This is a genomic window from Mycobacterium sp. NS-7484 (assembly GCF_001953975.1).
Taxonomy (GTDB): Bacteria; Actinomycetota; Actinomycetes; order Mycobacteriales; family Mycobacteriaceae; genus Mycobacterium.
The window spans coordinates 75,142-102,073 of the sequence record NZ_MBEJ01000099.1 but is presented as its reverse complement, the minus strand read 5'-3'; the positions used below and the strand labels follow the sequence as shown (position 1 = coordinate 102,073).

At 66.7% G+C, this 26,932-nt stretch carries 32 protein-coding genes and 4 tRNA genes; 18 read left to right on the top strand and 18 right to left on the bottom strand.

What is annotated here, in order from left to right:
- Window positions 1-6: 6 nt before the first annotated feature.
- Together A5733_RS18835 and A5733_RS18830 are read right to left on the bottom strand one after the other, a co-directional pair.
- Window positions 7-1,563, bottom strand: a complete 1,557-nt coding sequence (locus A5733_RS18835; protein WP_076241216.1) for an NAD(P)/FAD-dependent oxidoreductase — start codon at window positions 1,561-1,563, stop codon at window positions 7-9.
- Between the two features lie 56 nt (window positions 1,564-1,619).
- Window positions 1,620-2,225: a TetR/AcrR family transcriptional regulator gene (locus A5733_RS18830; RefSeq protein ID WP_076241215.1), complete on the bottom strand. Its 606-nt coding sequence runs from the start codon at window positions 2,223-2,225 to the stop codon at window positions 1,620-1,622.
- A 90-nt stretch (window positions 2,226-2,315) separates the two neighbouring features.
- On the opposite strand from A5733_RS18830, the gene A5733_RS18825 reads away from it, so the two are divergent.
- Window positions 2,316-2,792 carry a DUF2834 domain-containing protein gene (locus A5733_RS18825; protein WP_076241214.1) on the top strand — a complete coding sequence of 159 codons (477 nt, stop codon included), beginning with the start codon at window positions 2,316-2,318 and terminating at the stop codon, window positions 2,790-2,792.
- On the opposite strand, the gene A5733_RS18820 is transcribed toward A5733_RS18825, so the two are convergent.
- From A5733_RS18820 to A5733_RS18810, 3 genes are read right to left on the bottom strand one after another with little or no spacing between them, the layout of a single operon-like run.
- Window positions 2,785-3,402, bottom strand: a complete 618-nt coding sequence (locus A5733_RS18820) for a TetR/AcrR family transcriptional regulator (RefSeq protein ID WP_067770018.1) — start codon at window positions 3,400-3,402, stop codon at window positions 2,785-2,787. The two genes, A5733_RS18825 and A5733_RS18820, sit on opposite strands and share 8 nt — an antisense overlap.
- 23 nt (window positions 3,403-3,425) lie before the next feature.
- Window positions 3,426-3,686: a hypothetical protein gene (locus A5733_RS18815; protein WP_198938872.1), complete on the bottom strand. Its 261-nt coding sequence runs from the start codon at window positions 3,684-3,686 to the stop codon at window positions 3,426-3,428.
- 47 nt (window positions 3,687-3,733) lie between these two features.
- Window positions 3,734-4,300 (bottom strand): YdcF family protein, encoded by a 567-nt coding sequence (locus A5733_RS18810; protein ID WP_082957692.1) that lies wholly within the window; start codon window positions 4,298-4,300, stop codon window positions 3,734-3,736.
- A 299-nt stretch (window positions 4,301-4,599) separates the two neighbouring features.
- Between A5733_RS18810 and A5733_RS18805 the strand changes: the two genes are divergently transcribed.
- From A5733_RS18805 to A5733_RS18785, 5 genes are all read left to right on the top strand, one after another.
- Entirely contained in the window at window positions 4,600-5,508 is a 909-nt protein-coding gene (locus A5733_RS18805) for a TIGR04222 domain-containing membrane protein (protein WP_198938870.1), read from the top strand.
- Window positions 5,505-6,368: a DUF692 domain-containing protein gene (locus A5733_RS18800; RefSeq protein ID WP_076241281.1), complete on the top strand. Its 864-nt coding sequence runs from the start codon at window positions 5,505-5,507 to the stop codon at window positions 6,366-6,368. Before A5733_RS18805 ends, A5733_RS18800 begins: the two co-directional genes overlap by 4 nt.
- Window positions 6,365-6,547: a hypothetical protein gene (locus A5733_RS18795; protein WP_076241283.1), complete on the top strand. Its 183-nt coding sequence runs from the start codon at window positions 6,365-6,367 to the stop codon at window positions 6,545-6,547. Before A5733_RS18800 ends, A5733_RS18795 begins: the two co-directional genes overlap by 4 nt.
- 98 nt (window positions 6,548-6,645) lie before the next feature.
- Window positions 6,646-7,407 carry a L,D-transpeptidase family protein gene (locus tag A5733_RS18790; protein ID WP_369830955.1) on the top strand — a complete coding sequence of 254 codons (762 nt, stop codon included), beginning with the start codon at window positions 6,646-6,648 and terminating at the stop codon, window positions 7,405-7,407.
- A gap of 181 nt (window positions 7,408-7,588) precedes the next feature.
- Window positions 7,589-7,948, top strand: coding sequence for a DUF2200 domain-containing protein (locus A5733_RS18785; RefSeq protein ID WP_076241212.1), 360 nt, complete (start codon window positions 7,589-7,591; stop codon window positions 7,946-7,948).
- Window positions 7,949-8,070: 122 nt separating this feature from the next.
- On the opposite strand, the gene A5733_RS18780 is transcribed toward A5733_RS18785, so the two are convergent.
- The 4 genes from A5733_RS18780 to A5733_RS18765 form a co-directional block, all read right to left on the bottom strand.
- On the bottom strand, window positions 8,071-8,706 hold the full coding sequence (locus A5733_RS18780) for a nucleotidyltransferase domain-containing protein (RefSeq protein ID WP_076241280.1): 636 nt from the start codon (window positions 8,704-8,706) through the stop codon (window positions 8,071-8,073).
- Between the two features lie 174 nt (window positions 8,707-8,880).
- Window positions 8,881-8,954 (bottom strand) — tRNA-Phe (locus A5733_RS18775).
- Window positions 8,955-8,995: 41 nt separating this feature from the next.
- Window positions 8,996-9,072: transfer RNA gene (locus A5733_RS18770), tRNA-Asp, on the bottom strand.
- A gap of 35 nt (window positions 9,073-9,107) precedes the next feature.
- A tRNA-Glu gene (locus tag A5733_RS18765) sits at window positions 9,108-9,180 on the bottom strand.
- A gap of 135 nt (window positions 9,181-9,315) precedes the next feature.
- Between A5733_RS18765 and A5733_RS18760 the strand changes: the two genes are divergently transcribed.
- A tRNA-Lys gene (locus A5733_RS18760) sits at window positions 9,316-9,391 on the top strand.
- 58 nt (window positions 9,392-9,449) lie between these two features.
- Here the strand turns inward: A5733_RS18760 and A5733_RS18755 are convergent.
- Entirely contained in the window at window positions 9,450-9,815 is a 366-nt protein-coding gene (locus A5733_RS18755) for a group 1 truncated hemoglobin (RefSeq protein WP_067769865.1), read from the bottom strand.
- A 167-nt stretch (window positions 9,816-9,982) separates the two neighbouring features.
- On the opposite strand from A5733_RS18755, the gene A5733_RS18750 reads away from it, so the two are divergent.
- Together A5733_RS18750 and A5733_RS18745 are read left to right on the top strand one after the other, a co-directional pair.
- On the top strand, window positions 9,983-10,339 hold the full coding sequence (locus A5733_RS18750; protein ID WP_067769863.1) for a DUF732 domain-containing protein: 357 nt from the start codon (window positions 9,983-9,985) through the stop codon (window positions 10,337-10,339).
- Window positions 10,340-10,463: 124 nt separating this feature from the next.
- Window positions 10,464-11,048, top strand: coding sequence for a TetR/AcrR family transcriptional regulator (locus tag A5733_RS18745; RefSeq protein ID WP_067769861.1), 585 nt, complete (start codon window positions 10,464-10,466; stop codon window positions 11,046-11,048).
- 226 nt (window positions 11,049-11,274) lie between these two features.
- Here the strand turns inward: A5733_RS18745 and A5733_RS18740 are convergent, their stop codons facing one another.
- Window positions 11,275-11,709 (bottom strand): hypothetical protein, encoded by a 435-nt coding sequence (locus A5733_RS18740; RefSeq protein ID WP_067769859.1) that lies wholly within the window; start codon window positions 11,707-11,709, stop codon window positions 11,275-11,277.
- Between the two features lie 195 nt (window positions 11,710-11,904).
- On the opposite strand from A5733_RS18740, the gene A5733_RS18735 reads away from it, so the two are divergent.
- From A5733_RS18735 to phoU, 4 genes are all read left to right on the top strand, one after another.
- Window positions 11,905-12,903 (top strand): acyl-ACP desaturase, encoded by a 999-nt coding sequence (locus A5733_RS18735; protein ID WP_067769854.1) that lies wholly within the window; start codon window positions 11,905-11,907, stop codon window positions 12,901-12,903.
- 41 nt (window positions 12,904-12,944) lie between these two features.
- On the top strand, window positions 12,945-14,078 hold the full coding sequence (dusB, locus tag A5733_RS18730) for a tRNA dihydrouridine synthase DusB (protein WP_076241211.1): 1,134 nt from the start codon (window positions 12,945-12,947) through the stop codon (window positions 14,076-14,078).
- A 234-nt stretch (window positions 14,079-14,312) separates the two neighbouring features.
- On the top strand, window positions 14,313-16,637 hold the full coding sequence (locus A5733_RS18725) for an LCP family protein (RefSeq protein ID WP_083666301.1): 2,325 nt from the start codon (window positions 14,313-14,315) through the stop codon (window positions 16,635-16,637).
- 84 nt (window positions 16,638-16,721) lie between these two features.
- The gene (gene phoU / locus A5733_RS18720) at window positions 16,722-17,390 is read left to right on the top strand and encodes a phosphate signaling complex protein PhoU (protein ID WP_067769850.1); all 669 of its coding nucleotides are present in this window, start codon (window positions 16,722-16,724) and stop codon (window positions 17,388-17,390) included.
- Window positions 17,391-17,406: 16 nt separating this feature from the next.
- Here phoU and A5733_RS18715 read toward each other — a convergent pair whose 3' ends face one another.
- On the bottom strand, window positions 17,407-17,925 hold the full coding sequence (locus A5733_RS18715) for a MarR family winged helix-turn-helix transcriptional regulator (protein WP_076241279.1): 519 nt from the start codon (window positions 17,923-17,925) through the stop codon (window positions 17,407-17,409).
- An 81-nt stretch (window positions 17,926-18,006) separates the two neighbouring features.
- Between A5733_RS18715 and A5733_RS18710 the strand changes: the two genes are divergently transcribed.
- Window positions 18,007-18,990: a zinc-binding alcohol dehydrogenase family protein gene (locus A5733_RS18710; RefSeq protein ID WP_076241209.1), complete on the top strand. Its 984-nt coding sequence runs from the start codon at window positions 18,007-18,009 to the stop codon at window positions 18,988-18,990.
- Window positions 18,991-19,067: 77 nt separating this feature from the next.
- Here A5733_RS18710 and pstB read toward each other — a convergent pair whose 3' ends face one another.
- The 6 genes from pstB to A5733_RS18680 form a co-directional block, all read right to left on the bottom strand.
- The gene (pstB, locus tag A5733_RS18705; RefSeq protein ID WP_067769845.1) at window positions 19,068-19,844 is read right to left on the bottom strand and encodes a phosphate ABC transporter ATP-binding protein PstB; all 777 of its coding nucleotides are present in this window, start codon (window positions 19,842-19,844) and stop codon (window positions 19,068-19,070) included.
- A gap of 9 nt (window positions 19,845-19,853) precedes the next feature.
- Window positions 19,854-20,768: a phosphate ABC transporter permease PstA gene (gene pstA, locus A5733_RS18700; protein ID WP_067769843.1), complete on the bottom strand. Its 915-nt coding sequence runs from the start codon at window positions 20,766-20,768 to the stop codon at window positions 19,854-19,856.
- The gene (gene pstC, locus A5733_RS18695) at window positions 20,765-21,820 is read right to left on the bottom strand and encodes a phosphate ABC transporter permease subunit PstC (RefSeq protein ID WP_076241208.1); all 1,056 of its coding nucleotides are present in this window, start codon (window positions 21,818-21,820) and stop codon (window positions 20,765-20,767) included. The genes pstA and pstC overlap by 4 nt, the downstream gene beginning before the upstream one ends.
- A 54-nt stretch (window positions 21,821-21,874) precedes the next feature.
- Window positions 21,875-23,014 carry a phosphate ABC transporter substrate-binding protein PstS gene (gene pstS, locus A5733_RS18690; RefSeq protein WP_076241207.1) on the bottom strand — a complete coding sequence of 380 codons (1,140 nt, stop codon included), beginning with the start codon at window positions 23,012-23,014 and terminating at the stop codon, window positions 21,875-21,877.
- A 129-nt stretch (window positions 23,015-23,143) separates the two neighbouring features.
- A complete protein-coding gene (gene mshD, locus A5733_RS18685) occupies window positions 23,144-24,022 on the bottom strand; it encodes a mycothiol synthase (RefSeq protein ID WP_076241206.1) in 879 nt (292 codons plus the stop codon).
- Window positions 24,019-24,807 carry a response regulator transcription factor gene (locus A5733_RS18680; RefSeq protein ID WP_142254085.1) on the bottom strand — a complete coding sequence of 263 codons (789 nt, stop codon included), beginning with the start codon at window positions 24,805-24,807 and terminating at the stop codon, window positions 24,019-24,021. The genes mshD and A5733_RS18680 overlap by 4 nt, the downstream gene beginning before the upstream one ends.
- 163 nt (window positions 24,808-24,970) lie before the next feature.
- On the opposite strand from A5733_RS18680, the gene lmeA reads away from it, so the two are divergent.
- The 4 genes from lmeA (at window position 24,971) to A5733_RS18665 (ending at window position 26,898) form a co-directional block, all read left to right on the top strand.
- Window positions 24,971-25,786 (top strand): mannan chain length control protein LmeA, encoded by an 816-nt coding sequence (gene lmeA / locus A5733_RS18675; RefSeq protein WP_076241205.1) that lies wholly within the window; start codon window positions 24,971-24,973, stop codon window positions 25,784-25,786.
- On the top strand, window positions 25,783-26,205 hold the full coding sequence (locus tag A5733_RS18670; RefSeq protein WP_067769832.1) for a thioredoxin family protein: 423 nt from the start codon (window positions 25,783-25,785) through the stop codon (window positions 26,203-26,205). Before lmeA ends, A5733_RS18670 begins: the two co-directional genes overlap by 4 nt.
- A 29-nt stretch (window positions 26,206-26,234) precedes the next feature.
- Window positions 26,235-26,324: an Ms5788A family Cys-rich leader peptide gene (locus A5733_RS28250; RefSeq protein ID WP_350222965.1), complete on the top strand. Its 90-nt coding sequence runs from the start codon at window positions 26,235-26,237 to the stop codon at window positions 26,322-26,324.
- Window positions 26,325-26,415: 91 nt separating this feature from the next.
- Complete coding sequence (locus tag A5733_RS18665; RefSeq protein ID WP_076241204.1) at window positions 26,416-26,898, top strand: DUF4395 domain-containing protein; 483 nt, start codon at window positions 26,416-26,418, stop codon at window positions 26,896-26,898.
- Window positions 26,899-26,932 lie beyond the last annotated feature (34 nt).

The following is a 26,932-nucleotide window of genomic DNA, read 5'->3' as shown; positions in this document are numbered from 1 at the left end:
GCGAGATTACCCGTCCAGCACCGCCTTGGCGGCGTTGTAGCCGGGAATGAAGGTGATTCCCGGCCCACCGTGGCACCCGGCGCTGGCCAGGTACAGCCCGTCGATGGGAATCGGTTGGCCAACATAGCCTTTGGGGCCAGGACGATTGGGACCCATCTGCTCGGGATGGACCAGGCCGTGGCAGTAGTCGCCGCCGGGCGCGCCGAACATGGTGCCCATATGGCGCGGGGTGAAGGTGGTGTGCCGAATGATGCGGCGTTCGAAATCGGGTGCCAGCCGGGTGATCTTCTCGATCACCCGGCGACCCATCTCGGCTTTCAGTTTGCCGTATCCGGAGGCGGACTCCTCGACCGGGAACCACAGCGCGAAGGCTGATGCGGCGTGCTTACCCGGGGGCGCCAGCGTCGGGTCGTGGGCCGACGGAATCTGAAACGCGATGGCCGGATCGGCCGGCACGATCCCGTGGCGCGCATCCTGCCACTGCTGCTGCAATTCCTCCGGGGTGCTGAAAAGCCCGATGGCGGCTTGCATTTCGGGATCGTTGAGCAGTTCGTAGGGGGCCTCGAAGGTCGGCGCACCGTCGAGGGCGAAATGCATCTGGAGGTAGCTGCCGCGGTGGTCGATGTGGGTGTAGCGGTCCCGCACCTCGGCCGGTAGGGCATCCGGTTCGAGCAGGCCGGAGACGGTGACGTCGGGGGCGATCGCCGACACCACCGTGGGCGCGGTGACGACACTGCCGTCGCCCAATCCCACCCCGGTGACGCGTCCGTCCTCGACCAGGATCCGCGTCACGCCGCTGCGTAGCCGCAGTTCACCCCCTGCGGTGGTGAGCCTGGCCGAAAGGTGTTCGGTGAGCGCGCCGATGCCGCCTGCCAGCTTCTTCATCAACACGGCGTTCTCGTCGGGGACCGCCAATCCGTAAGCCAACGCGGCCGCACTGCCTGGCGTCTCGGGTCCGCGGTAGGTGGTGTTGACCGCCAGGAAGGCCAACATGCCACGCAGTGCACCGTGTTTGTCCCGATCCGGAAGGTAGCGGTCCAGCACCTCGCTGACCGAACCGAACAGCAGGTCGTCGACGGCAGCCCGTTCGGATTCCGTTGCCGCACAGGCGTACATCTCGTCGAACGAGCGCGGTGGGCGTCCGGCGTCGAACCGGCCCAGTGCCCGGGTCGGGGCCTGGCTCCAGGCCATCAGGCCGGCCATCCCGGTCACCGCGTCGGCGCCGTGCACCTCACCGAGGTGGGTGAGCATCTTCATCGGGTCGGAGTAGTAGACAACCGGCGGATCACCGATACCGCGCAGCGATACCGACATGACCTTCAGGTCCACCGTCGGCAACGCGTCCAGTCCGAGTTCGGCGCTGACCACCGCCGAGGTGGGGAACTGTAGTGACCCGGCAATCTCGAACCGGTAGCCGTCGAACAACTCCACCGTGGCGGCCATGCCGCCGGCGTAACGCTTGGCCTCCAAGCACAGGGTCCGGCGGCCGGCCCGTGCCAGCATCGCCGCGGCGGCCAGGCCGTTGTGCCCCGCACCGATCACGATCGCGTCGTAGTCCGCCATCGACTGAGGCTGACACCGTGGCCGAGGTTTTGTCAATAATGACAAAACCTCGGGGGTCAGAACAGGCCTGAGCGCAGTGACTCCAGCGCGGTCCGGCACATCCGGGCCAACTCGGGCAGCGACCGTTCCCCGGCCTCGTCGCCGATCATCCACAGCTCCATCGCGCCGAAGACGGCGGCCGCCACGCAGCGGGCCGTGACGACGATGCGCAGACGGTCGTCACCTTGCGACCCCGGGACCCGCCGCGCGGCAAGGAGTTCGGCGATGGCGTCGGCGAAGTCGGATTCCACCTGACGGATGTGGCGGACGATGCGGTCCGGATCCAGTTCAGCTGCGCGCATGCCGGCGATCTTGGTGACCGCGTCGACGTCGTAGGGAAACGCCAGGATTGCCGACTGCACCGAGTCGAGAATCGATTCGGTCGCGGGCCGCTCGGCCAGCGCGGCGCGGAACCAGTGCAGGCCCGCGTCGTAATCGGCGAACAGCAGATCATGTTTCGAGGCGAAATGCCGGTAGAAGGTGCGCAGTGAGACCCCGGCGTCGGCGGCGATCTGTTCGGCCGACGTGTCCTCGACACCCTGGGCCAGAAAGCGCACCAACGCTGCCTGGCGCAGCGCCTCGCGCGTGCGCTCACTGCGTGCGGTCTGCGCAGGCCTGGCCATGGGGTGCAAGTTACCGCATGGCGACGCGATCACCGCGTGGTGCTAAATGTCAATATTGACAAAACTTGGTTCAGCGAGTGTGCTCACGCCATGGTGTCGCTTATCGTTCACGCGGTGCTGGGCGTGGCCGTCGTCGCGCTCGTGATCCGCCTCAATCCCCGCATCTTCTCGCGCCCACCCGGCCCGGCGCTCTCACGCGTCGAGCTGGCGTTCTACGCCGTCGGCCTCGCATCGATCCCGATCTGCTGGTACTTCAACTCGCAGTTCGTCGCCGAATACGCCCCACCCGGCGGCAACCCGATCTGGGGACCGGGCAGCTGGACCGAATTCATCGCACTGGGATACACCAACCCGGCGGCCAGCTCCGCCAGCGCCGACTACACGATCGCCAATGTCATTCTGCTGCCGCTGTTTACGATCATCGACGGGATGCGGCGCGGTATCCGGCACCCGTGGCTGTTCTTCGTCTCGAGCCTGTTCACCAGCTTCGCGTTTGCCTTCGCGTTCTACTTCGCCACCATGGAACGGCAGCGTCGCCACCAGCAGGCCGCGGTCGCGGTCAGGTGAGCGGTGTGAGCATCGCGGTGCAGGCCAACACGGCGTCCTCGGTGATGTCCCCGATCTGGCCACCGCTCTCCACGGTGATCGCGGTGAGCTCCCGCAATCCGCCCAGCATCATGATGGTGCGTCGACGCGAGATCTGTACCCCGGCCGAGCGGAACGCCTCGGTGCTCGTCATCGCCTGCACCAGGGCGATGAACTTCTCCATGGATTCGCGCTGCAGTGCCCGCGCGGAGGCGCCCAGGGTCGGCAGATCACGGATCCACGCCACCATCAGTTCCGGGTGAGCCTGGTAGGAGCCGATCCACCCTTCGACCGCCTGGCGCACCTGCGCCTGCCACGGCGCCTGCTGGTCGACCGCACCGGCAATCTCCCGCACATGCTTGGCGTTGACGCTGGTCAACAGGGCCACGAAGCAGTCTTCGCGGCTGTCGAACTGCTCGTAGAACGTGCGTCGAGAAGTCTTGGCCCGCCGCACGATGTCGGCCACCGTGGTGTTCTGGTAGCCGACCTCGATGATCGATTCGATCAAGGCGTTGAGCAGACGTGATCGAAACGCGCTCTTGTCGGTCGCAGGGCTCTTCTCGGGTGCGGCGGACGTGGTGGGACTGTTCATCTCGGCCTGCATCGTAATGCCGGTCAGCGCCGCACGGTGGGGCTGTGCCCGAAGCTCGAGCGCGCCTCGGAACTGGCGTTGGGCGGGTGATTCTGCCGGAAACTCAGGCACGCGCCCAGGCCGCCGCCCACGCAGGGAACACCGTTGACCGTGGGCACCGGCCCACCCGAACGGTTTCCGGTCGGATCGAAGGGCTCCGGTTGGGCGGTGGCCGCCGGGGCCAGGGCGATGGCGGCGGCGCAGCACCCGACGAGCAATCGGGATAGCCGGCCTGCTTTACGCATCGTCGTCACACTTTCGTCCAAACAACCATCAGCCTAGTCGCCGGCGCTCAACCGATCGGCGTCAACGGACTCAACACATCCCTGACGAACTGGGCGATGTTCACCGAGGGATTGCCGTCCGGGAAGCTCACCGTGGCCAGCACGTTGCCGCCCGCGTCGGCGAAGTTCTGATCGGCGCGGCCCTGATGGGTCGAGGAGGTCACCACGATGATGCCAGTGGCACCGGCCTTCTTCGCCAACGGGACCGAGAACTGTGCGTTCTGAACCGTGCTGTTGGCCCGGTCCTCGACGATGATCCGGTTGGCCGGAAAGCCAAGCATGAGAAGCAGATTGCGCATCTGCGCAGCTTCGGTCTGGCCGTTGCGGGGATTGCCGCCGGTGACGATCACCGGGGACTGCGGGAATGCCTGGGCGATCGCCAGGCCGGTGAGCACGCGGTGATACAGGATCGCGCGCATGGAACCGTCGGGCTTGAGCCCATAGCCGAGGATGACGATCGCAGGCTTGGTGAAATCCTTGCCGGCCACCGGCGGGGCGGCCTGGGCGATCCCTGGGATCACCCCGCCGCAGGCCACCGCCAGGGCCAGCGCGCAGGCCGCCAACGCTCGGCGCACGGCTTCACCCCCACAGATTTGCGACACGCGTGATTATCGATGCCTCTGAGGGCGATGTTACAGATAAGGTCCACGAGGCGCAGTGTGCCTACTGTGACCTCCGGTGCGGTCCACCAGCCTCGCCGCACCGAACTTCCTCATACAACCGCCATCGCAGCCTCACCGACTTCTGTCCTACGGCGTGCACGCTGGCTGATCCGGCCGGGCCGATGACCACTCACGCCGCCTGAAATCTTGTGACCGGTAACCGGCACAGCCGCGGCACCGTGGTCTGGACCGAACACCAGGAGGTGACTGTGATGTCGATCGAGAAACTCATCGATTGGTACGCGTCGGCGATGTCCGACGCGGGGTACGGCTATCTGGCCGTGTTGGCCGCGTCAGTGGTCTTCGCGGTGACGTGGCGGATCGTGATGACCCCGCGCAAGCCTGCAGTGACCGAACCCCTGAACCCGACCGAGCTGGCCTACCTACGCTCGAACGTTGCCCCGGTGGTCACCGCCCTGGCGGGCCTGCGCGCCGCTAACCGGATCACCGGAGACCGGCGGGTGGACCGCACGGTCGCCACGCAGGAGACCGACCCGTTCACCGCTCGGGTGTTGGCACGGGCAGCCGCCGACCCCGAGCACACGGTGTCGGGTCTGTTCTCCGCATCCGAAGACGACCTCACGGAGCTGGAACAACGTCTGAGCGACCGCGGCCTCGTACACAGCCGGGCCGAGCGGGCCACCATCCGCTGGGGCACCGCGCCTTTGATCATGGCCCTGATACTCGGCGGGGGCTACGCCATCTACCTGGGACCCTCGCTGTCCGAGCAACCTCGCTTGGCGGTGACGTTCGCCGCGGTGGTGGTCACCACCGTGTTGTGCGCGACGCTCGTGCTTCCGCACCTGCTCGAGGTGAATCGATTGACCCGTGCAGGTCGCAAGCTGCTGGCCGCCAAGCAGGTTGAGCTCGCCTACCTGGATCCAGCGAAGCGTCCCGCATTCGAGACCTACGGTGCCGTCGGAGTGGCGTTGTCCGTCGCCCTGTTCGGGACCGGCGCGCTGTGGGTGCTCGACGGCGACTATTCGAGCTCTGTGGAACTTGCCGGCGGCGATTCCGGTGGCGGCGCCGACGGCGGCGGGTGCGGGGCTTCCTGCGGCGGAGACGGCGGAGGTGGCGGCGGTTGCGGAGGGTGCGGCGGCTGTGGCGGGTGCGGCGGATGACCGCGCCGCGCGCCGTGCCCACACTGGGCGACCTGGGCCTGGGCTGGCGGCGCGAGATTGCCGGGGTGGTCGCCGATTTGACGCCGGGGTTCTGCGAGGTGATCGCCGAATCGGTGCCGATGCGTCGCCGCCGGGCCCGGCCGGAGCCGATGCTCGTCGGGCTCGCGGCGGCCGGTGTCCCGGTGATTCCCCATGGGGTGGCGCTGTCGTTGGGCGGCGTGGAACCGGTGCAACCGGCCCGGGTGCGTCGGTTAGCGGCTTGCGCACAGGCACTGGGGTCACCACTGGTCAGTGAGCACGTCGCGTTCGTGCGCGCCGGCGGCGTCGAGGCCGGCCACCTGCTGCCGGTCCCCCGCACCCACGAAGCGTTGGATGCGTTGGCGCGCAACATCAAACGCGTCACCGACCAGCTTCCGGTGCCACTGGCGGTGGAGAACATCGCCTCCTTCGTGGAGTGGCCGGAATCGGACCTCAGCGAGTCGGAGTTCCTGACCGAGTTGGTCGAGCGCACCGGAGTGCTCCTGGTGCTCGATGTGGCGAATGTCTATGCCAATGCCCGCAACCGGGGTCTGGACCCGCAACGAGAACTGGCCCGGCTTCCGGTCGAGCGGGTGGCCTACAGTCACGTGGCCGGCGGGCGCGAAGGGAAAGGTTTCTATCACGACACCCACACCGACCGGACACCTACCGAGGTGCTCGAGCTCGTCACGGCATTACGTGACCGGGTGGATACGCCGTTCATGCTGGAGCGTGACGGCCGGTACCCACCGGCGGCCGAACTGTTCGACGAGTTGGACGCGATCGCTGCGGCTGCGGGGACCGCGCCGATCACCTCGCGCGCACGAAAGGCGTGGGCATGACCGAGTCATTGGCGCGGCGACAGGAGGCCCTGGTGCGGGCGCTCGTGGCCGGGGGCCCGGTGCCGGCTGGATTCGACCCGGCGGCGGTGGCCGCGGCCGGTGAGGTGTGCCGGCACAAGCGCGACGCGCATGCGGGTGCCGCTCCGCGTCGGCGGCGGTGGTGGTGGACGGGGCGATGAAACACCGGACAGTCCAACCAGCGTGACACGATGGCGAGATGAGCTACGGGACGACGGGACGGCTTTTCGGCGCGTTGAGGGCAGCCGCAGCGGCTTCGATGGTGGTCGGTGCGCTGGTGCTGGGCGCCAGTGCCGCACAGGCAGACCCGGCCCCGTTCGAGCCACCGAGGCTCGTGCCCGCCGACGGCGCGACCGTCGGTGTGGCACAACCGGTCATCATCAACTTCCCGGGCCCTGTCGCCGATGCCGGTGCCACCGAGAACGCCATCCATATCTCGTCGGTCCCGGAGGTTCCCGGCAAGTTCTACTGGATAACCCCGACGCAGCTGCGCTGGCGTCCGCTGAGCTTCTGGCCGGCGCACACCGCCGTCACCGTCGATGCCGCCGGCACGGTGTCCAACTTCGCCATCGGGGACGCCGTGGTGGCCACCGCCAACGACACCACCCACCAACTGACCGTCACTCGCAACGGGACCGTGGAGAAAACCATCCCGATGTCAATGGGTATGGCGGCCGGCGGCCACCAGACGCCGAACGGCACGTTCTACGTCCAGGAGAAACTGCCTTCGGTGGTGATGGATTCGTCCACCTACGGTGTCCCGGTCAACTCGCCAAACGGATACAAGCTGACCGTCGATCTGGCCGTCCGGTTCGACGACAGCGGTGACTTCGTGCACAGCGCGCCGTGGTCGGTGGCCGATCAGGGCAAGCGCAACGTCAGCCACGGCTGCATCAACATCAGCCCGGCCAATGCGAAGTGGTTCTTCGACACCGTCAAACCCGGCGACCCGATCATCGTGCAGAACTCCGGCGGCGGCGCCTACCCCCGGTACGACGGCTCCAACGACTGGCAGATCTAGTTTTCGAGAAGCGCCACGGCGGTTCCCACAATCGTCGCCAGCGGTCAATTGCAGCCGGTCACCACGAGATCCCCCTACCGCGTGAGGGCCTCCGAGCGCCAGGCCGGTCGCGTCAGCCGATGAGGCACGCACGCAGTCTGACACCGCGGTCACAGACGCCACCACGCCGTAGCCTCGACGCATGGAGCACCGGATCTTCGGCACCGCCGTCGCCGCGGTGTACCCGCACTACCTGGCGAAGATGCAGCGCAAGGGTCGCACCCAGGCCGAACTCGACGAGGCCATCTGCTGGCTGACCGGGTTCGACGAGACGACGTTGCAGCACCACCTCGACGACGAGACGACATTCGCGGAGTTCTTCGCCGACGCCTCGCTGAACCCAAACGCCTCGATGATCACCGGCGTCGTGTGCGGGGTAAAGGTGCAGGAGGTCGTGGATCCGCTGATGCGCAAGATCCGCTACCTGGACAAGCTCGTCGACGAGCTGGCACGCGGCAAGCCGATGAGCAAGGTGCTGCGCACGGCACAGCCCGGCGCCTAGGCGATCAAATCCCGGATGGGTCGCTCTCGTCGGTTGCCCAGGCGGGGTTCGGGACGGGTCGGGTTGAGCTTGGGATTCATGCGGACGACCCGCGAACTATCCGCGGGCAGCGACCGCTTGCTTCAGGACTTCCTCGCCGCGCGCAGCTGCGCGTTGAACCAGGCCCGCCTCCCTGCGACCGTCTGGCCTTGCTTCGACACTTCCTGGAACAGAGGCTCACCTGCGGCGGCCGCGGCGCGGAACTCATCCTCGGTGTACTCGACGATTCGGCCGTCGTTTCCGGTCCACGCGGTGACCAGCCGGGCAAGTTCGGTCAACCGCTGGTCCCACGCATCGTCGTCCTCGGAGTCGGCACTGCGGACCAAGAACAGGTCGATGTCGCTGTCGAGCTTCATGCGCCCGGTCGACGCGGAGCCGAACACCGCGGCGTACTTCAGATCCTTGCACCACTTGTCGTCGAAGTGCTCTTTCAGTTTGCTGAGGAACGTGGAGTTCAGCCGCGACAGCATCCTGATTGGCTCGGCCGCGAGGTGCTCGACATTGAGGCGGTAAGTGTGGGTTCTACCCACCTCGTCGTGCAGCACCACGCCCTGCGCGGTGAGCCGGTTGAGTACCTTGCGGATGCCCTCCCCGGACGCCGTGGTGAGGATGCGCTGGACCTGGCTGATCGTGAACGTGACGTCTGCACTCGCCAGGACAGCAAGCACGTCGCCGTCGAGCGTCGGCGTCACCGTTGCGAACGGCTTGTTCAGCTGCATGACCCGCATCCTTCTCTAACTAAAGTTAGAGCAACACAACTATAGTTGGATTAGATTGAATGGCAATCCGCCTGCCACGCCATGTACAGCCGATGTCTCACCTATCAGATTCGGGCTTCCGAGCAACATGCTCCGCAAACAAAAAAACCCACCGTCGCCGGTGGGTTCTCTCAGTGGCCAGGGCCGGGATCGAACCGGCGACCTTCCGCTTTTCAGGCGGACGCTCGTACCAACTGAGCTACCTGGCCGGAAGGCACCGGCTCTTGCAAACCGAACTGCCTCGCCGTGATGGCGACCCTGACGGGACTCGAACCCGCGACCTCCGCCGTGACAGGGCGGCGCGCTAACCAACTGCGCCACAGGGCCTTGCTTTCCTGCGTGCTCCACATTTCCGTGGTGCGTACCCCCAACGGGATTCGAACCCGTGCTACCGCCGTGAAAGGGCGGCGTCCTAGGCCACTAGACGATGGGGGCCTAATCCGAATCTCTCCGGGGCACTCGTCAACCTCGTTCGTTGGGAGCTTCGATAGCTTAGGGTACAGATGCCCAAATCCTCAAACCGTGTGGTCGCAACACCAATTTGCCTCATCTTGTACCCTGTCTTCTCGCGCCCCTATAGCTCAGTTGGTAGAGCTACGGACTTTTAATCCGCAGGTCGTAGGTTCGAGCCCTACTGGGGGCACCAGACGCCCGCCGAAAGGCGGGTTCACGGTCGCCGTTCACGCGCTCCGCGCGCCGTCCGTTCACGCGCTCCGCGCGGTCGCGATCTCGTCGGCCAGCGGCGCGATCGTGGCGATGATCTCGCCGACGGTCGCCGCCGCGACTCCGGCGTCGGTCAGGCTGTCACCGAGATGGCCGGCGACCAGGCTGAAGTGGTGCATGGTGATCCCGCGCCCCTGATGGACCTGGCGCATCGGCGCCCCGCTGTAGCGCACCGGCCCACCCAACGCGGCGGCGAAGAACTCCACCTGCTTGCCCTTGAGCCGGGCCATGTTGGTGCCGCTGAAGAAGCCGGACAGTTGGTCGTCGGCCAGCACCCGCCGGTAGAAGTCGTCGACGACGGTCTCGAGAGCCTCGGCACCGCCGATCTGGTCATAAATGGTCGTCATGGCGACAGCCTCGGCGAGAGCCGTTGCCAAGCAATTACCCAGGGGTAGCAGCTCGGCTACGGCGATCTCACAGGCACCGGGATTTCGGCCACGTGGGCAAGCGCCTTCGGCCGGGCCCGTTTATCGTTGAGCGCGGGGTCGGCCGTTTTCGATGAAGGAGTCACCGCATGTCCTCCGGGCGCCTGAGCATCCGCGTCACAGCCACGGCGATCTGCGCTGCCGCGATGGCAGCGGGCGCCGCTTTCGGGGTGGCGCCGGCGCATGCCAACGCTCAGGACGACCAGTTCTTCACCATCGTCAAGGATCTAGGGGTGCCGACCAACTCCGCGGAGGAGGCCGGCACGGTGGGGCGAGGCGTCTGCGACGCGGTCGAAAAGGGCAAGATCGAACCGGCCCGCACGGTGCGCGGCATCATCAACCAGTTGCGCAACCAGGCCGGCATCGACAAGGGCCAGGCCACCCACGTGGTGTGGGGCGCGGTCAAGGTCTATTGCCCGCAGTACGCCTCGCTCGTCGGACGCTGACGCGCGGCGGCGACGCCCCGGCAGCCCGGACAACCTGCGCATCCGCTGGTCACCGAGCACGGCGCAGAAGTATCTTGTGTCGCAGGTGTGACAACCTCTGTTGCCACGGACGCTAGGAGTTGATGTGCCATCCGCTCAACGGCGCGGCCGATGGTCTGGCGTTCCCCTACCGGAGCGTGCGGCCCGTCGCCGCGACGAGCTGATCGCCGCGGGCGTCACGTTGCTGGGCAGGTCCGACGGCCCCGCGGTGACGGTGCGGGCAGTGTGCCGGGCCGCGGCACTGACCGAGCGGTACTTCTACGAGAGCTTCACCGACCGGGACACCTTCGTCCGGGCCGTCTACGACGACGTCTGCGCCCGCGCGATGGCCGCGCTGACCACCGCGGTCACTCCTCGCGAGGCGGTCGAGCAGTTCGTCTCGCTCATGGTCGACGACCCGATGCGAGGCCGGGTTTTGCTCCTGGCCCCGGAATCCGAGCCGGTGTTGACCCGATCGGGCGCGGAGTGGATGCCCAACTTCATCGGGCTGCTGCAGCGCAAGCTGACCCGAATCGCCGATCCGGTGCGTCAGGCCATGGTCGCCACGAGCCTGATCGGTGCACTCACCGCGCTGTTCACCGCGTACCTTGATGACCGGTTGCCGGCCAGCCGCGAACAGTTCATCGACTACTGCGTCGACATGCTGGTCGGCCGGGTGGGCAGCTTCTGAACCGGACTATTCGTCCGGGGTGCTGGCCTCGGCGACACCGTCCTGCTCGGCCGCGGCAGCCTCGTCTGCGGCTTCTTTGGCCTCCCGGCCGGCCGGGCTGGCGACAGAAGCGCCGGGGTGGTTCCCCCTCTGGCGTCGAATGTCAAGCCGGAGGGGAAGTTACCGATCGATGTTCGAAATACCATGTCGCGCAATCAAATTGCGCGTGAACGCTGCGCGTCCGACGTTACTCGTTCGGAGTGCTGACCTGTTCGAGTTGCTGCTGCTGCTCGGCGGCAGCCTCGTCGGCGGCAGCCTTGGCCTCCCGGCCGGCCGGGCTGGCCACCGACGCGCCCGGGTGCTCGGCGGTGGCATGGTCACCGTCGCAGTTCAGCGCGACCATGACCTCCCCATCGGCATGGCCGAACTCGCCGCCACCGTCACGCACGAACGGTGCGTCCCACGCGTTGGTGACGATGCAGTCGCCCTGGGACAGCTTGCTGCCCACGGTCACGGCGACCTTGGCGCTCGCGCCGCTGTCCTCGATGGCAGCCGAAGCGTCCGAGTACTTTTGCCCCACCACGTCAGGCGCGGCGGCCGCGAGGCCCGAACCGAAAAGAAGGGATACCGCCGCACCGGTGGCGACGGCAGTTCCAGCGCCAACGACGATGAGCTTCTTCACGTGTGCCCAACCTCCGAATGTGGGTAACCAACAGCTGTTAGTGCGGATCGTACCGCCGCAAACCGCGCGCCGCAGCGCTCATGTGACACACGCGGAGTAACTTGAATGTCACCGAGTTACACAGATATATTGACTGCAACCAACAGGTACAGATAACTGAGCGTCCGGAAGGGCGCCAAGGAGAGTTGAGGGCATATGTCGCAGGAATACACGGACCTGCAGCTCCTGCACGAACTCGAGCCTGTCGTCGAAACCAGCATCAACCGCCACATGCGGATGCGTAAGGACTGGAACCCGCACGACTACATCCCCTGGTCGGACGGCAAGAACTACTACGCGCTCGGCGGTCAGGACTGGGAGCCCGGGCAGTCCAAGCTGTCCGAGGTCGCCAAGACCGCGATGATCCAGAACCTGCTCACCGAGGACAACCTGCCCTCCTATCACCGCGAGATCGCGATGAACATGGGCATGGACGGCGCCTGGGGCGAGTGGGTCAACCGCTGGACCGCCGAGGAGAACCGCCACGGCATCGCCCTGCGCGACTACCTCGTCGTCACCCGCGCGGTCGACCCCGTCGAACTCGAAGAACTGCGCGTCGAGCAGGTCACCCGCGGCTTCTCCCCCGGCCAGAACCAGCAGGGCGACCTCTTCGCCGAGAGCCTGTTCGACTCCGTGATGTACGTGTCGTTTCAGGAGCTCGCCACCCGCGTCAGCCACCGCAACACCGGCAAGGCCTGCGATGACCCGATCGCCGACCAGCTGTTGCAGCGCGTGTCCGCCGACGAGAACCTGCACATGATCTTCTACCGCGACGTCTCGGCGGCCGGCCTGGACATCGCCCCCAACCAGGGCATCGCCTCGCTGCACCGCGTGCTCGACAACTTCAAGATGCCCGGCTACACCGTGCCCGACTTCCGCCGCAAGGCCGTCGTCATCGCCGTCGGCGGGGTCTACGACCCTCGCATCCACCTCGACGACGTGGTGATGCCCGTGCTGCGCAAGTGGCGCATCTTCGAACGTGAGGACTTCACCGGCGAGGGCGCACGGCTCCGTGACGACCTGGGCCGCATCGTCGAAGAGCTCGAGGACGCCTGCGACAAGTTCGAGGTCGCCAAGGAACGCCGCCTGGAGCGTGAGCGCAAGATGGCCGAGAAGAAGGCCATGAAGAACCTGCTGGTGTCGTCATCGTCGTAGCAACTCCCCCCGCCGAAACGGCAGCGCCGGCCCGATCCCAACTGCGGATCGGGCCGTTCGCGTTGCCCAGTCCCGTCGTCCTCGCCCCCATGGCCGGCGTCACCAACGTGGCGTTCCGCACGCTGTGCCGTGAGCTTGAGATCGCCCGCGCCGGAACGGTCAGCGGGCTGTATGTGTGCGAGATGGTGACGGCACGGGCCCTGGTCGAACGCCATCCGGTGACCATGCACATGACGACGTTCGCGCCCGAGGAATCGCCGCGCTCGTTGCAGCTGTACACCGTGGACCCCGAAACCACCTACCTGGCGGCCAAGATGATCGCCGACGAAGGCATGGCCGACCACATCGACATGAATTTCGGCTGCCCGGTGCCCAAGGTGACCAAGCGCGGCGGCGGATCGGCACTGCCCTACAAGCGGAGGTTGTTCGGCCAGATCGTGGCGGCCGCGGTACGCGGTGTCGCAGGCACCGACATCCCGGTGACGGTGAAGTTCCGGGTCGGTATCGACGACGCGCACCACACCCACCTCGACGCCGGGCGCATCGCTGCCGAGGAGGGCGCCGCGGCCGTCGCGCTGCATGCCCGCACTGCCGCGCAGCGCTACTCCGGTACCGCCGACTGGGACCAGATCGCGGCACTCAAAGCCCATGTCACAAGCATTCCGGTGCTGGGCAACGGCGACATCTTCGAGGCCGACGACGCACTGGCCATGATGGCCGCCACCGGATGTGACGGCGTGGTGATCGGCCGGGGCTGCCTGGGCCGCCCCTGGTTGTTCGCCGAGCTGTCGGCAGCCTTCACCGGCCGCCCGGCCGCCACTCCCCCGACTTTGGGGGAGGTCGCCGACATCGTGCGCCGGCACGGCGAACTGCTCAGTGAGCACTTCGGTGAGGACAAGGGCATGCGGGACATCCGTAAGCACGTGGCCTGGTACCTGCACGGTTTCCCGGCCGGGGCCGATCTGCGTCGTGGCCTGGCCCTGGTCAAGACGCGCGCCGAACTCGACGAGCTGCTCGGTCAACTCGACCCGGACGTGCCCTTCCCGGCGGCGGCCGGCGGTCCGCGCGGGCGCCAGGGCTCGGCCGCCTCGGTGTCGCTGCCCGAGGGCTGGCTCGACGATCCCGACGACTGCGCGGTGCCGGTGGCCGCCGACGTGATGAACTCCGGGGGCTGATCCGTTGTCGTCGAGACGACATCGAGATGGCTCTGTCACCAGGTTGGGTCTAGCTCAGTCTCAGGATGTCTCAGTACGATGAGGACCTTGCCGCGGCCGGCTCAGGTAGCCAGCGCGGCACAGTGCTGCTAGAAGAGATGAGGAGAAAAACCTCAGCAGCGCCCAGCACAACAGTGGGAGCGATGCGCACCGACGCGCTCGCGCAAGCTCGAAGAGTCGGAGGCCGGTAAGGACATGAGTGACGGTGACAACGCCACTCCCGGCCGTCGGCATCGCTCGCCCGAGGAGCAGTCGGACAACCAATGGCTTACCCGATCCCCGCGGCCTTTGCCAGGCGCCGCGCCGTGGGAGCGCCAAGATCGGCTGTTACCCGATGATTCACCGCCCGACGAGCCGACCGGAAGCCACACCGACGGGGTAACTGTCGCCGATCTGATCGCCAAGGTGGCCGGGACCGGGTTCACCCCTACGCGCCACCGCCTCGAGCCTGACGATGCCGACGACTCTGCTGACTTTGGCGACGCCGAACCGGCGTATTCCACCGAGACCGTGCCCGAGCCGGAATCGGAGCCAGAGCCAGAGCCAGAGCCGGCGTACAGCCGCCCGCAGGTGCCCGACCCGACCGACGTCATCCCGGCAGTGCGGCTTCCCGAGGACTATCCCGAAGCCTTTCAGGAGGACTTTCCCCATAACGACGCCGAGGCATTCCCGGAGCCGTTCGGGGAACCTTTCGAGACGTTCGAAGCTCCTTTCGACGCGCCCTACGAGCCGGCGGCCGAGCACCACACCGGCGAGACCGACAGCACCAGGACCGATGTGCTGCCGGCAGTACAGGTTTACGACTACGACGTGGCCCGGTCGCGCCCGTCGTGGCGGGCCGGCCGGGTGGCGCCGAACGAGCACGATGCCGATGACCTCGCCGACGGATGGGACGAGACCGACGACGAGCCTCGTCCGCCGCGCAACCATCGGGTGATGCTGGCCGGGCGGGCCATCGCGGCGATGATCGCCGTGCTCACCCTGGTCCTCACCGGCGGAGCCTGGCAGTGGCAGAGCTCGAAGAACAACAGCCTCAACAAGGTGGCCGCGCTCGATCCCAACTCCCGCGACATCCTGGATCCCAATGCCCAGTTCGGGGACGAGAACTTCCTGATCGTCGGGACCGACAGTCGATTCGGCGAGAACGCGGGCATGGGTGCCGGTGACACCGAGGACGCCGGCGGCGCCCGTTCGGACACCATCATGCTGGTGAACATCCCGGCCAACCGCGAACGCGTCGTCGCCGTGTCGTTCCCGCGCGACCTGTCGATCACCCCGATGCAGTGCGAGCCCTGGAACCCGGAGACGGCGACCTACGGTCCGCTCTACGACGAGGAGACCGAAACCTACGGGCCCGACGAGGTCTACACCGAGACCAAGCTGAATTCAGCGTTCGCCTTCGGCGGTCCGAAGTGCCTGGTGAAGGTGATCCAGAAGCTGTCCGGTTTGTCCATCAACCGGTTCATGGCCGTCGATTTCTCCGGGTTCTCCAAGATGGTCGACGCGCTCGGCGGGGTCGAGGTCTGCAGCACCACGCCGCTGGAGGATTACGAGCTGGGCACCGTGTTGCCCAACGCCGGCCGTCAGATGATCGACGGTCATACCGCGCTGAACTACGTGCGGGCCCGTCAGGTCACCACCGAGTACAACGGCGACTACGGCCGCATCAAACGCCAACAGCTGTTCTTGTCCTCGTTGTTGCGGTCGTTGATCTCCCGCGACACCTTCTTCTCGCTGAACAAGCTGAACAACGTCGTCAACATGTTCATCAGCGACAGCTTCGTCGACAACATCAAGACCAAGGACCTCGTCGACCTCGGCCAGTCCGTGCAAGGCGTCAACGCGGGCCGGATCACGTTCGTGACGGTGCCGACGGTCGGATACGCCGACGAGTACGGCAACGAGGTGCCGCGCACCGATGACATGCGTGCGCTGTTCGACGCGATCATCAACGACGATCCGCTGCCGGGTGAGAAGAACCCGGACAACACTCCGGTACCGGGCACTCCGGAGTCGACGACGTCGTCGGTGCAGGCCGCAGCGCCGTCACAGACCCCCGAGTCGGCGGCGGCTCCCGCTCCGGCCGCCACGGACAGTGGCGAGACGGTCAACGCGGTCACCACCGAACCGCAGCAGGTCACCGTGCAGGTCTCGAACTCGACCGGACAGAGCGGCCTGGCCTCCACAGCGGCCACCGAACTGCAGGAACACGGCTTCAACGTCAACACCCCCGACGACTATCCGAGCACGCTGCCGGCGACGACGGTGTTCTTCTCGCCCGGAAATGAGGAGGCGGCCGCCACGGTGGCCAGCTCGTTCGCCAATCCGACCATCGAACGGGTGACCGGGATGGGCGACGTGGTGCAAGTGGTGCTCGGCACCGATTTCTACTCGGTGAATCCGCCCACCCCGAGCGGGTCGGAGGTGCAGGTACACGTGATCAAGGGCACCAGCAGCAGCCCCACGCATCTGCCCGAGGATCTGACCGTCACGAACGCGGCCGACACCACCTGCGAATAGTTTCAGGGGCCGGGCGGGCGGCGTTCACCGGTCGTTCATCGTTGCACCGTGACTATCACGCTGCTGACCGCATAATCTTGCACCATGCGTACCCAGTACAACGAGCAATTGCGGTCATTGACGGACCAACTAGCCGGCATGTGCGATTTGGCGGGTACTGCGATGGAGCGCGCCACCCAGGCGCTGCTGCAGGCCGATCTGGCGCTGGCCGAACAGGTGATCAGCGATCATGAGCAGATCGCCACACTGAGCACTCAGGCCGAGGAGTCGGCGTTCGTGTTGCTCGCGCTGCAGGCTCCGGTGGCCGGTGATCTCCGCTCGGTGGTGGGTTCGATCCAGATCGTCGCCGATGTAGACCGGATGGGTGCGTTGGCTCTCCACGTGGCCAAGATCGCGCGTCGCCGTCACCCTCAGCACGTGCTGCCCGAAGAGGTCAACGGCTACTTCGCCGAAATGGGGCGGGTTGCGGTGGAACTGGGCCACGCCGCACGCGAGGTTCTGCTCACCCAGGACCCGGAGAAGGCGGCGCGGATTCAGGAAGAAGACGATGCGATGGACGATCTGCATCGTCACCTGTTCTCGGTGTTGATGGACCGTGAGTGGAAGCACGGCGTGACGGCGGCCGTTGACGTGACGCTGTTGAGCCGGTTCTACGAGCGCTTCGCCGATCACGCGGTCGAGGTGGCCCGCCGGGTGATCTTCCAGGTCACCGGCTCCTACCCGGACGGCGAGTCGGTCACCTCGAATCAGTGAATCCGGGCCGGCCAACTCAGGGCCGGTCGGCGGGCGGGACCAGCCGGACGCCGTCTTTGTGTGCCGCGGCCAGGTCCGCCAGAACCTTGGCCAGCACCTTCAGCTCCGCACCGCTGTAACGCAGCAGGAAATCACGGACTCCGCGGTCCATCTCGTCGTGCAGTCGGCGGTGCAGGTCCGCGATGAGTTGGCCGTCGGCACTCAGGCCGAGTTCGATCTCTTTGCGGTTGCCGGGCACTGGGTGGCGTTCTACCAGGCCCGCCTCCACCAACCGCTGCACGTGTTTGGACACCGTGCCCTTGAGCTGGCCGGAGCGCTCCGCCAGTCCGACCAAACTGACCGGGCCTTCGGCGATCTCCGCCAGTAGGTGCATCGATGACGTCGGTAGCGCCCGCACCATCTGCCGTAGCCGCTCGGGGCATTCGGAGGCCATGAAATCGCGCTCGGCGTCGCCCTCGCCGTCGTTCCCGAGCCGGTCACCCACTGTGGCAATCAACCCGGTGATGGCGTCGACCAGCTCAAGTTTGGTTTTCACGGAAACCATCTTGCCACCCACAACTGCTCCGCGTAGATTGTTTCCGTAGAAACCATATCCGCAGAAACAAAAGGAGCCACCATGAAAGCCGCACTGGTCACCGAATGGGGCTCTGTCCCGATCTATACCGACGTACCCGAGCCGCAACCACGCGACGGCGCCGAGGTGGCCGAGGTCGAAGCTTCGGCCCTGACCAACCTCACCCGGGGCGTGGTATCGGGAAAACACTACGCCAGCAAAGAGATTCAACTGCCGGCGATCCCCGGCGTCGACGGTGTCGCACGACTTGGCGACGGACGTCGCGTCTACACCGTCTACACCGGCGCCGTCGGATACTCCGGGCTGATGGCCGAGCGCACACTGGTCGACCCGCGAAGCGGCATCGACATCCCCGACCACGTGGACTCGGTGACGGCCGCCGCCCTGCCCAACCCCGGCATCTCGGCCTGGACCGCCCTGGCGCACGCCGCAGCCGTCAAACCCGGCGACCATGTGCTCGTGTTGGGCGCCACCCGGGTAACCGGTTCCATGGCAGTGCAATTGGCGGGCGGCATGTTCGGTGCTGAAACCGTGGTGGCCGCCGGCCGCAACACCGAACGGCTGGAGTGGTTGCGGTCGGCCGGCGCTCACGACACGATCGCCCTCGGCGAGCAGGATCTGGGTGCGCGGGTCGCCGAGATGCATGCGCGACGGCCGTTCGACGCGGTCCTCGACTACCTGTGGGGTGACCCTGCCGCCCAGGTACTGACCGCCCTGGCTGCCAGTCACCCGGCCGCGCACTACCACCCGACCCGATTCGTGCAGATCGGTTCGATGGCGGGGCCGACACTGCCGCTCGACGCGGGGGTGCTGCGCGGCACCGGGGTCACCCTCTGCGGCGTCGGGATCGGCAGTGTGCCGCCGGAGGTCCTGAGCCGGGCCCGCACCGAGGCACTGCCCCGACTGTTCGCCATGGTGGCCGACGGTCGACTCGAATTACGCACTCAGGCAAGGCCGTTGGCCGACGTCGCCGAGGTCTGGGCGGGCGGTGAACCGGCCGGGACCCGCGTCGTGCTGACCCCCTGAGTTCTCCCGCGAGCAGACGTAAACCAGTACTTTTTCGGGCCAGATAGTGCGGGTCTATGTCTGTTCGCGGGAAGAACTCAGCCGAAACGACCCGAGATGTAGTCCTCGGTGGCCTTCTGGGTCGGGTTGGAGAAGATCTTCTCGGTGTCGTCGATCTCGATCAGCCGGCCCGGCTTGCCGGTGGCCTCGAGATTGAAGAACGCGGTCTGATCGCTCACCCGGGCGGCCTGCTGCATGTTGTGGGTGACGATGACGATCGTGAAATCCTGCTTGAGCGTGGAGATCAGATCTTCGATGGCCAGCGTCGAAATCGGGTCGAGCGCCGAGCACGGCTCATCCATCAACAGCACGTCGGGCTGCACCGCGATGGCGCGGGCGATGCACAACCGCTGCTGCTGACCACCGGACAGTCCGCCGCCGGGCTTGTCCAGCCGGTCCTTGACCTCGTTCCACAGGTTGGCCCCGCGCAGCGAGCGCTCGGCCACCTCGTCGAGGGTCTTCTTGTTCCGCACGCCCTGCAGCTTCAACCCGGCCACCACGTTGTCGCGAATCGACATGGTGGGGAACGGGTTCGGGCGCTGGAACACCATCCCGATCGTCTTGCGCACCCCCACCGGGTCCACCCCGGGGCCGTAGATGTCCTCGCCGTCGAGCAGCACCGAACCCTCCACACGCGCGCCGGGGATCACCTCGTGCATCCGGTTCAGCGTGCGCAGCACGGTCGACTTGCCGCAGCCCGACGGACCGATGAAGGCCATCACGCTGCGCGGCTGCACCGACAGTGAAACCTCTGAAACGGCGTGGAACGCACCGTAATAGATGTTGACGTCCTTGAGATCCAGCCGTTTGGCCATGGATGGCTCCTACACCTTCTTGGGGGAAAAGAACTTGGCGATCGCCCGGGCACCGACGTTGAGCAGGGCGATCAGCAGGATCAGCGTGAGCGCCGCGCCCCACAGCCGGTCCGTGGGCACCGGGTTGGCACCCGCGCCCGCCGAAATCTGGTCGTACATCATGCCCGGCAGCGAGCCCATGAACCCGCTGAACATGTCGAAGTTCATCGCCTGGGCGTAACCGACCAAGATCAGCAGCGGCGCCGTCTCACCCATCACCCGGGCCAGTGCCAGCATCACGCCGGTGACGATGCCCGACAAAGCCGTCGGGATGACGATCCGCACAATCGTCTTCCATTTCGGCACGCCCAGCGCGTAACTCGCCTCACGCAGGTCCATCGGCACGATGCGCAGCATCTCCTCGGTGGCCCGCACGATCACCGGGATCATCAACAGCACCAACGACAATGACACCGCGAACCCGGACCGGCCGAACCCGAGCGTGGCCACCCACAACGCGTAGATGAACAACGCGGCGACGATCGAGGGCACGCCGGTGAGGATGTCGACCATGAACGTGGTGACCCTGCCCAGGCGGGTGCCACCGCCGTACTCGACCAGGTAAACGGCCACCATCACGCCGATCGGAATGGAGATCAGCGAGCACACCAAACCCTGGAGCACGGTACCGACGATGGCGTGGTAGACCCCGCCGCCTTCGATGAACGTCGTCATCCCGGCCTGCGAGTGGGTGAACCAGGTGGCTGAAGTCAATGCGCGCCAGCCCCGAACGATCACCGCGTACAGCACCCAGGCCAGGGGGATCAGGGCGATCAGCACCGAGAGGGTCACCAACACCGTGGCGACGTGGTTGGTGAGTTTGCGTCGCAGGCTCACGCCCTGGAACGCGGCCGCCTTGACCGGCCGCTCGAGGGTGGAGGTCATGACCGCCCCTTTCCGGCGACCGCGGCCCGAGCCAGCGAGTTCACCACGAAGGTGAGGATGAACAGCACGAGGCCGGCGGCAATGTAGGCGCCGGCCTTGTACTCGTCGTTGAATTCGCTTGCCGTCGCGGCGATCTTGCTCGCAAAGGTGTAGCCGCCGTCGAACAGCGTCCAGCTGAACGCGGTCTGCGTACCACGCAGGATGATCAGCAGCGCGATGGTCTCACCGAGCGCGCGGCCCAACCCCAGCATGGCCCCGCTGATGTAACCCGACAGGCCGAAGGGCAACACCGTCGTGCGCACCACTTCCCAGCGGGTGGCCCCGAGTGCCAACGCGGCCTCGATCTGGCCTCGCGGGGTCTGGATGAACACTTCGCGGGTCACCGCGGTGATGATCGGCAGGATCATCACCGCCAACACGATGCCCGCGGTGAAGACGGTGCCGCCGCCGGCCACCGAGGCGTTGCCGGTCTTGAACAGGAACAGCCAGTCCAGGTTCGTATTGAGCCACACCGCAAAGGGTTTGATCGCCGGGGCCAAGACGTACAGGCCCCACACGCCGTAGACGATGGACGGCACCGCGGCCAACAGGTCCACCAGGTAGGCCAGCGGCCCGGCCAACCGGCGCGAGGCGTACTGGGTGAGATAGATCGCGATACCCAACGCCACCGGCATCGCCAACACCAAAGCAAATACCGAGACGAACACCGTGACCTGGAGCAGATCGAAGATGCCGAAGTGCATCGCCGAGGTGTCGGTGGTGATCCAGTTGCCGCCGTAGAGGAAGAAGTTCTCCTCGTTGCGGGTCAGGGCCGGCACTGCCCGCCACAGCAGGAACACCCCGATCGCCGCGATGAGCGTGACGATCAGGATGCCCGAACCTTCGGCGACGCTATGGAAGATCCGGTCGCCGAGGCGAACCTTGGCGCCCTTGGAAGGGTTGGTGGAGATGGGTTCTGGCTCAGGGAAGGGGGAGGCGAGCGTCTCCCCCGACCCCGATTCAGATGGATTCGGCGTCGTCACTGTTGTCCCGTCAGGGCCCCTGTTGGTCATATGGTCGAAAAACCCATCCTTGCCCAGATTCCTCCCCTAATGCCAGCGGGCTGTCTATGCGATGGCCTCGACGGAGGTCAGCAGACGCTGCTTGAACTCGTCGGGGAGGGCGATGTATCCGGCCTGCGACAGGCTGGCCTGCCCCTCGTTGGCCGCCACGGTCAGGAAGGACTTGACGGCCGCGGCGGTGTCGGCGTCGTAGCCCTTGGAGCAGACGATCTCGTACGTGGCCAGCACCAGCGGATACACCCCGGCCTCCTTCGAGGCGTACAGCGCGTTCAAGTCCAGCACGAGGTCCTTGCCCTCACCCTCGAACTTGGCCGCGCCGACGGCCTTGGTGGTCGACTGGTCGTCGAGCGGGACGGCACCGGCACCGCTGTCGATCTCGGCGTAGGGCAGGCCCGCGGCGGCGGCCGGACTCTTCTCGACATAGCCGATCGAGCCGGGGGTGGCCTGCACGGCCTGAACCACTCCGGAGGACTTCTGCGCGCCCTCACCGGCTCCGCCCTGGAACTCCTTGCCGTCGCCCTTGGTCCAGGTCTGCGGTGCGGCGGCGGCCAGGTACTTCTGGAAGTTGTCGGTGGTGCCCGAGGAGTCCGACCGGTAGATCGGCGTGATCGCCAGATCCGGCAGCGTGGTGCCGGCGTTCAGCGCGGCCAGCGCCGGATCGTTCCACTTGGTGATCTGGCCGGAGAAGATCTTGGCGAGCGTGTCGGGGCTGACCACGAGCTTGTCGACGCCTTCGACGTTGTAGGCCAGCGCGACAGGGCCGAACACCAGCGGCAGATTCCAGGCCTCGTTGCCGCCGCAGCGCTCGGCGGCCCGGGCGACCTGATCGCCCTTGAGCGCCGAATCGGAACCGGCGAAGTCGACCTGCTTGGCGATGAACTGATCGACCCCGGCGCCCGAGCCCGTCGGGTTGTACGACAGGTTTTTGCCGGAGCACACCTGGCCCCACACCTTGTTGAATTCGGCGATCGCGTTCTGCTGGGCCGTCGAGCCCTCGGCGGTCAGCGAGTTCTTGCCGCCGCACTCGGCCGAGGAAGCCGCGGTGCCACCCGAAGTCGCAGAGCCGGAGGTTCCGGTGTTGTTGTCGCTACCGCACGCAGTCAGGGTGAGCGCCGCGATGGCGGTCGCCGAGAGCGCGACCCCGATCGGCTTTCCCACACCCCTGCCAATGCTGATGAGCTTCACATGTCCCACTTTCAGTCGACCAGTTGACGGCTTCGGACTCTCCGGCAACGTATTCGGCCGCAGTGGACAACTCGCGGACGGCAGGTGAATCAGCAGTGAACAGGTTCAGCGTGTTCACAGCTAAACGGGTTAACCGGCGGCGTACGCCGCGTCGACGCTGAACACCTCGAAACCCAATTTCCGGTAGGTGGCGACGGCTGCCGAGTTATCTGCCTCCACGTACAGCATCACCGTCGAACAGGCGCGCTCGGCCAAATGGTGCAGGCCGATCAGTGTCAGCACCGAGCCCAGGCCACGTCCCTGGGCGGCCGGATCGACGCCGACGACGTAGACCTCCCCCAGCTCGGCGGCATGCACTTTGGTCCAGTGAAAGCCCAGCAGTACCCCGGTCTGGTCGTCGAACGCCTCGAACAGTCCGGCCGGGTCGAACCAGGGCTCGTCGCGTCGTTCGGTGATTTCCTGTTCGGTCCAGCCGCCCTGTTCGGGATGCCAGGAGAAGGCCGCGTTGTTGACGCGCAGGATTTCGGCGTCGTCCTGCGGCCCTCGGTACGTGGCGATCCGCACGTCCTCGGGCACTCGCACCGGCGGCAGGTCGGTCAGCGGACGGCGCATCTGCAGCAGCTCACGAGCCACCTTCAGATCCAGCGCCGAGGCCAACGACCGGGCCGCCTCGAGGTTGCCGTGCGCCCAGATCCTGGTGCCCAGACCACCCGCGGCCAGTCCGGCGCGGGCCAGCGCCGCACCGGTACCGCGACGTCTGGCATCGGGATGTACCACCAGCTCGGCCATGGCCGGATCGTCGCCGTCGGCCGGGGCCAGATTCAGGTAGCCGACCAGGTCAGCACCGTCGGTGGCCACGAGATGGCGGGTGCGGTCCTGGCTCAGCTCGCGCAGCACCTGATCGCCGACGGGCGCCACCCCGTCGGCGGTGGTGGCGGCGGTGATGAGGTCACGGATACGGGTCTGCTCGGCCGGTGACAGCCCGGCTCGCCAGTCGAGTTCGGTCACTGGCTCGGCAGCCTCCCGGCCAACGGCTCACCGGCGTCGTGGGTCGGGTCGAAGTCGTCGTCGACGTCGCCGTCGTCGGGTTCGGTACCGGCCGCCTCGGCGGCGGGAGTGCGTCCGCGGGACGGACGCACCGCCTTGTAGCCGACGTTGCGGACCGTGCCGATGAGCGCTTCGTACTCCGGCCCGAGCTTGGCCCGGAGCCGACGGACGTGCACGTCGACCGTGCGGGTGCCGCCGAAGAAGTCATAGCCCCACACCTCTTGGAGCAGCTGGGCCCGGGTGAACACCCGCCCGGCGTGCTGGGCGAGGTATTTCAGCAGCTCGAACTCCTTGTAGGTGAGGTCGAGCGGACGCCCCCGCAGCCGCGCGGTGTAAGTGCCTTCGTCGATCACCAGCTCGCCGAGCGTGATCTTGCCGACATTCTCCTGATTGGCGCCGCCGCCACGGCGGCCGACCAACAGCCGCAGCCGGGCGTCGATCTCGGCGGGGCCGGTGCTCGGCAGCAGGATTTCGTCCAATCCCCACTCGTGGTTGACCGCCACCAATCCGCCCTCGTTGATCACCGCGACCACCGGCACCGACGTGCCCGTCGTCCCCAGCAGTCGACAGAGCCCGCGAGCGGCCGCGAGATCGGTGCGCGCGTCGACGATGGCCACATCGGCACTGCCTGCTTCCAAGAGTGAGGACACTTCTGTTGGTGCGGTCCGCACGGTGTGGGCCAGAAGCGACAGAGAGGGCAAGACAGTCTCGGGATGCGGGTCGACGGTCAGTAGCAGTAGATCCAACGGGTCCTCCGGCGCGCCGGCAATCACTTCCCACGATCGCCCGGACCCCGGTGTCCGCACGGTCGGATTCATGACTGACATGAAGCCGTTACCGGCCATTAGTGTTCTAACGATAACGCCTCACCTGCGGATCAGCCGCGCCGAGCGGATCGATCCGTCTGCCGTGGGCGACAATGTGGCGGTGCGCAAACTGCTGATCGGGCTCACCGCGACCGTGACCGCACTCGTCGTCGGGGTGCTCGGCGCCGATTTCGGTTCCGCGATCTACGCGGAGTACCGGCTGGCCCGCAACATCCGCAGCGCCGCCGGATTGAACTGGGATCCGTGGGTGGCCATCCTGGGTTTCCCGTTCCTCACCCAGGTCCGCAACCACAAATACCGGGAAGTCGAGATCCGGGCCGGCAGCGTCGATCACCCGGTGGTCGGCAAAGCCTCACTCGAGGCCACCCTGCACGGGATCGATCTCACCGAGGCGTCGTGGCTGATCCGTCCCACGGCGAAAATGCACGTCAACAAGGCCGAGAGCCGCATCATCATCGACTCCACCCACATCGGCAGATACATGGGCATCGACGACCTGCTGGTGGAGGCGCCGGCACGCGAATCCAACGACGCCACCGGGGGCACCACCGAGTCCGGAATCTCCAGCCCTCAGGGGCTGGTGTTCACCGGAACGCCCAAGGCATCCGGTGTGGACAAGCGGGTCAGCGTGTCGGTTGACCTGTCGTTCGCCGACGCCGACAAGACCACCCTGGTGCTCACCGCCACCGGAATCCTGACCGGGCCGGGGACCGCCGACGAACCGGTACCCGAGGACAAGACCGCAGCGGTGCTCTCGGAGTTCAGCAATACGATCACCGGCCAGAAACTGCCCTTCGGCGTCGCTCCGACCACCGCAGGCGCGCGCGGCTCGGACGTGATCATCGAGGGCATCGCATCGGGAGTGACGATCGACCTGGCGGGGTTCAGGCAGTCATGAGTGCCTCCCTGGTGACGGCGATCGCGGTGCTCATCGCCGCGCTGGGGGTGGCTTATGTGATCGGCCGGTTGATCACGCTGCGTTCGGGGATGGTCAAGGCCGGCGAAGAAGCCGCCAACGTCGATACCAGCGATCTGGGTTTGTCGGACACCGGTCCCACCGTGCTGCACTTCTCGGCCGAATGGTGCGGGCCGTGCGCCGGCGTGCGCCGAGTGGTCGACCAGGTCTGCGCGGAGCTGCCCGACGTTGCTCACGTCGAGATCGACATGGATGCCAATCCCGAAGCCGCCCGGCGGCTTTCGGTCCTGTCGCTGCCCACCACGATCATCTTCGACCGCCATGGCCGGCCGCGGTACCGCACCAGCGGGGTTCCCAAGGCCGCTGACCTGCGCTCGGCGCTGGAACCGCTGTTGGCTTGACGCGGCGGTCATTGGGTAAGCTGTCGCTCGTGTCAGCCCGCCTTGAGCTCGTGCTCACCAAGCGCCGCGCAGTTGATCTGTGCCGCGTCGCGGGTTGCTGCTGTTGTTGTTGCTGTTGAGGGCAGCCGCGCGCTTCTGCGCGCCCGCTCGGGCCTTGCGTCCTGAGCCTGCACACCACCAGACCTTCGACAACAACAGGAGTTCTTTCACATGTCATCGACATCGACCAGGCCCGCCGCCGGCGTAGCGCCTACGCAGGTCGACGTGCGGGGGCCACGCTTCGCGGCCTGGGTCACCACCGCGGTACTGATCGCCACCGTGCTGCTGGCCGGTGTGAGCACGTCCGCGGCGGCGGTGCTGCTGGGTGTCCAGGCGGTGGTGTTCGCCATCGGCGCGCTCACCGGTCCACGCCACCATCCCTATGGCCGCGTTTTCGCCACCGTCGTCGCGCCGCGTCTGGCTCCGGTCAGCGAACGCGAGCCGGTGGCGCCGCTGAAGTTCGCCCAGCTGGTCGGCCTGGTGTTCGCGGTCGTCGGTACTGCCGGATTCGGGTTCGGCCTGGACATCCTCGGCCTGACCGCCACCGCGCTGGCGTTGGTGGCGGCATTCCTCAACGCGGCCTTCGGCATCTGCCTGGGCTGCCAGATCTACCCGCTGGTGGCGCGGCTGCGTCGCGTCCCCGATCCCGCCTGACAACTCAAACCTGAAGCAATCGAAAGGAATTCGT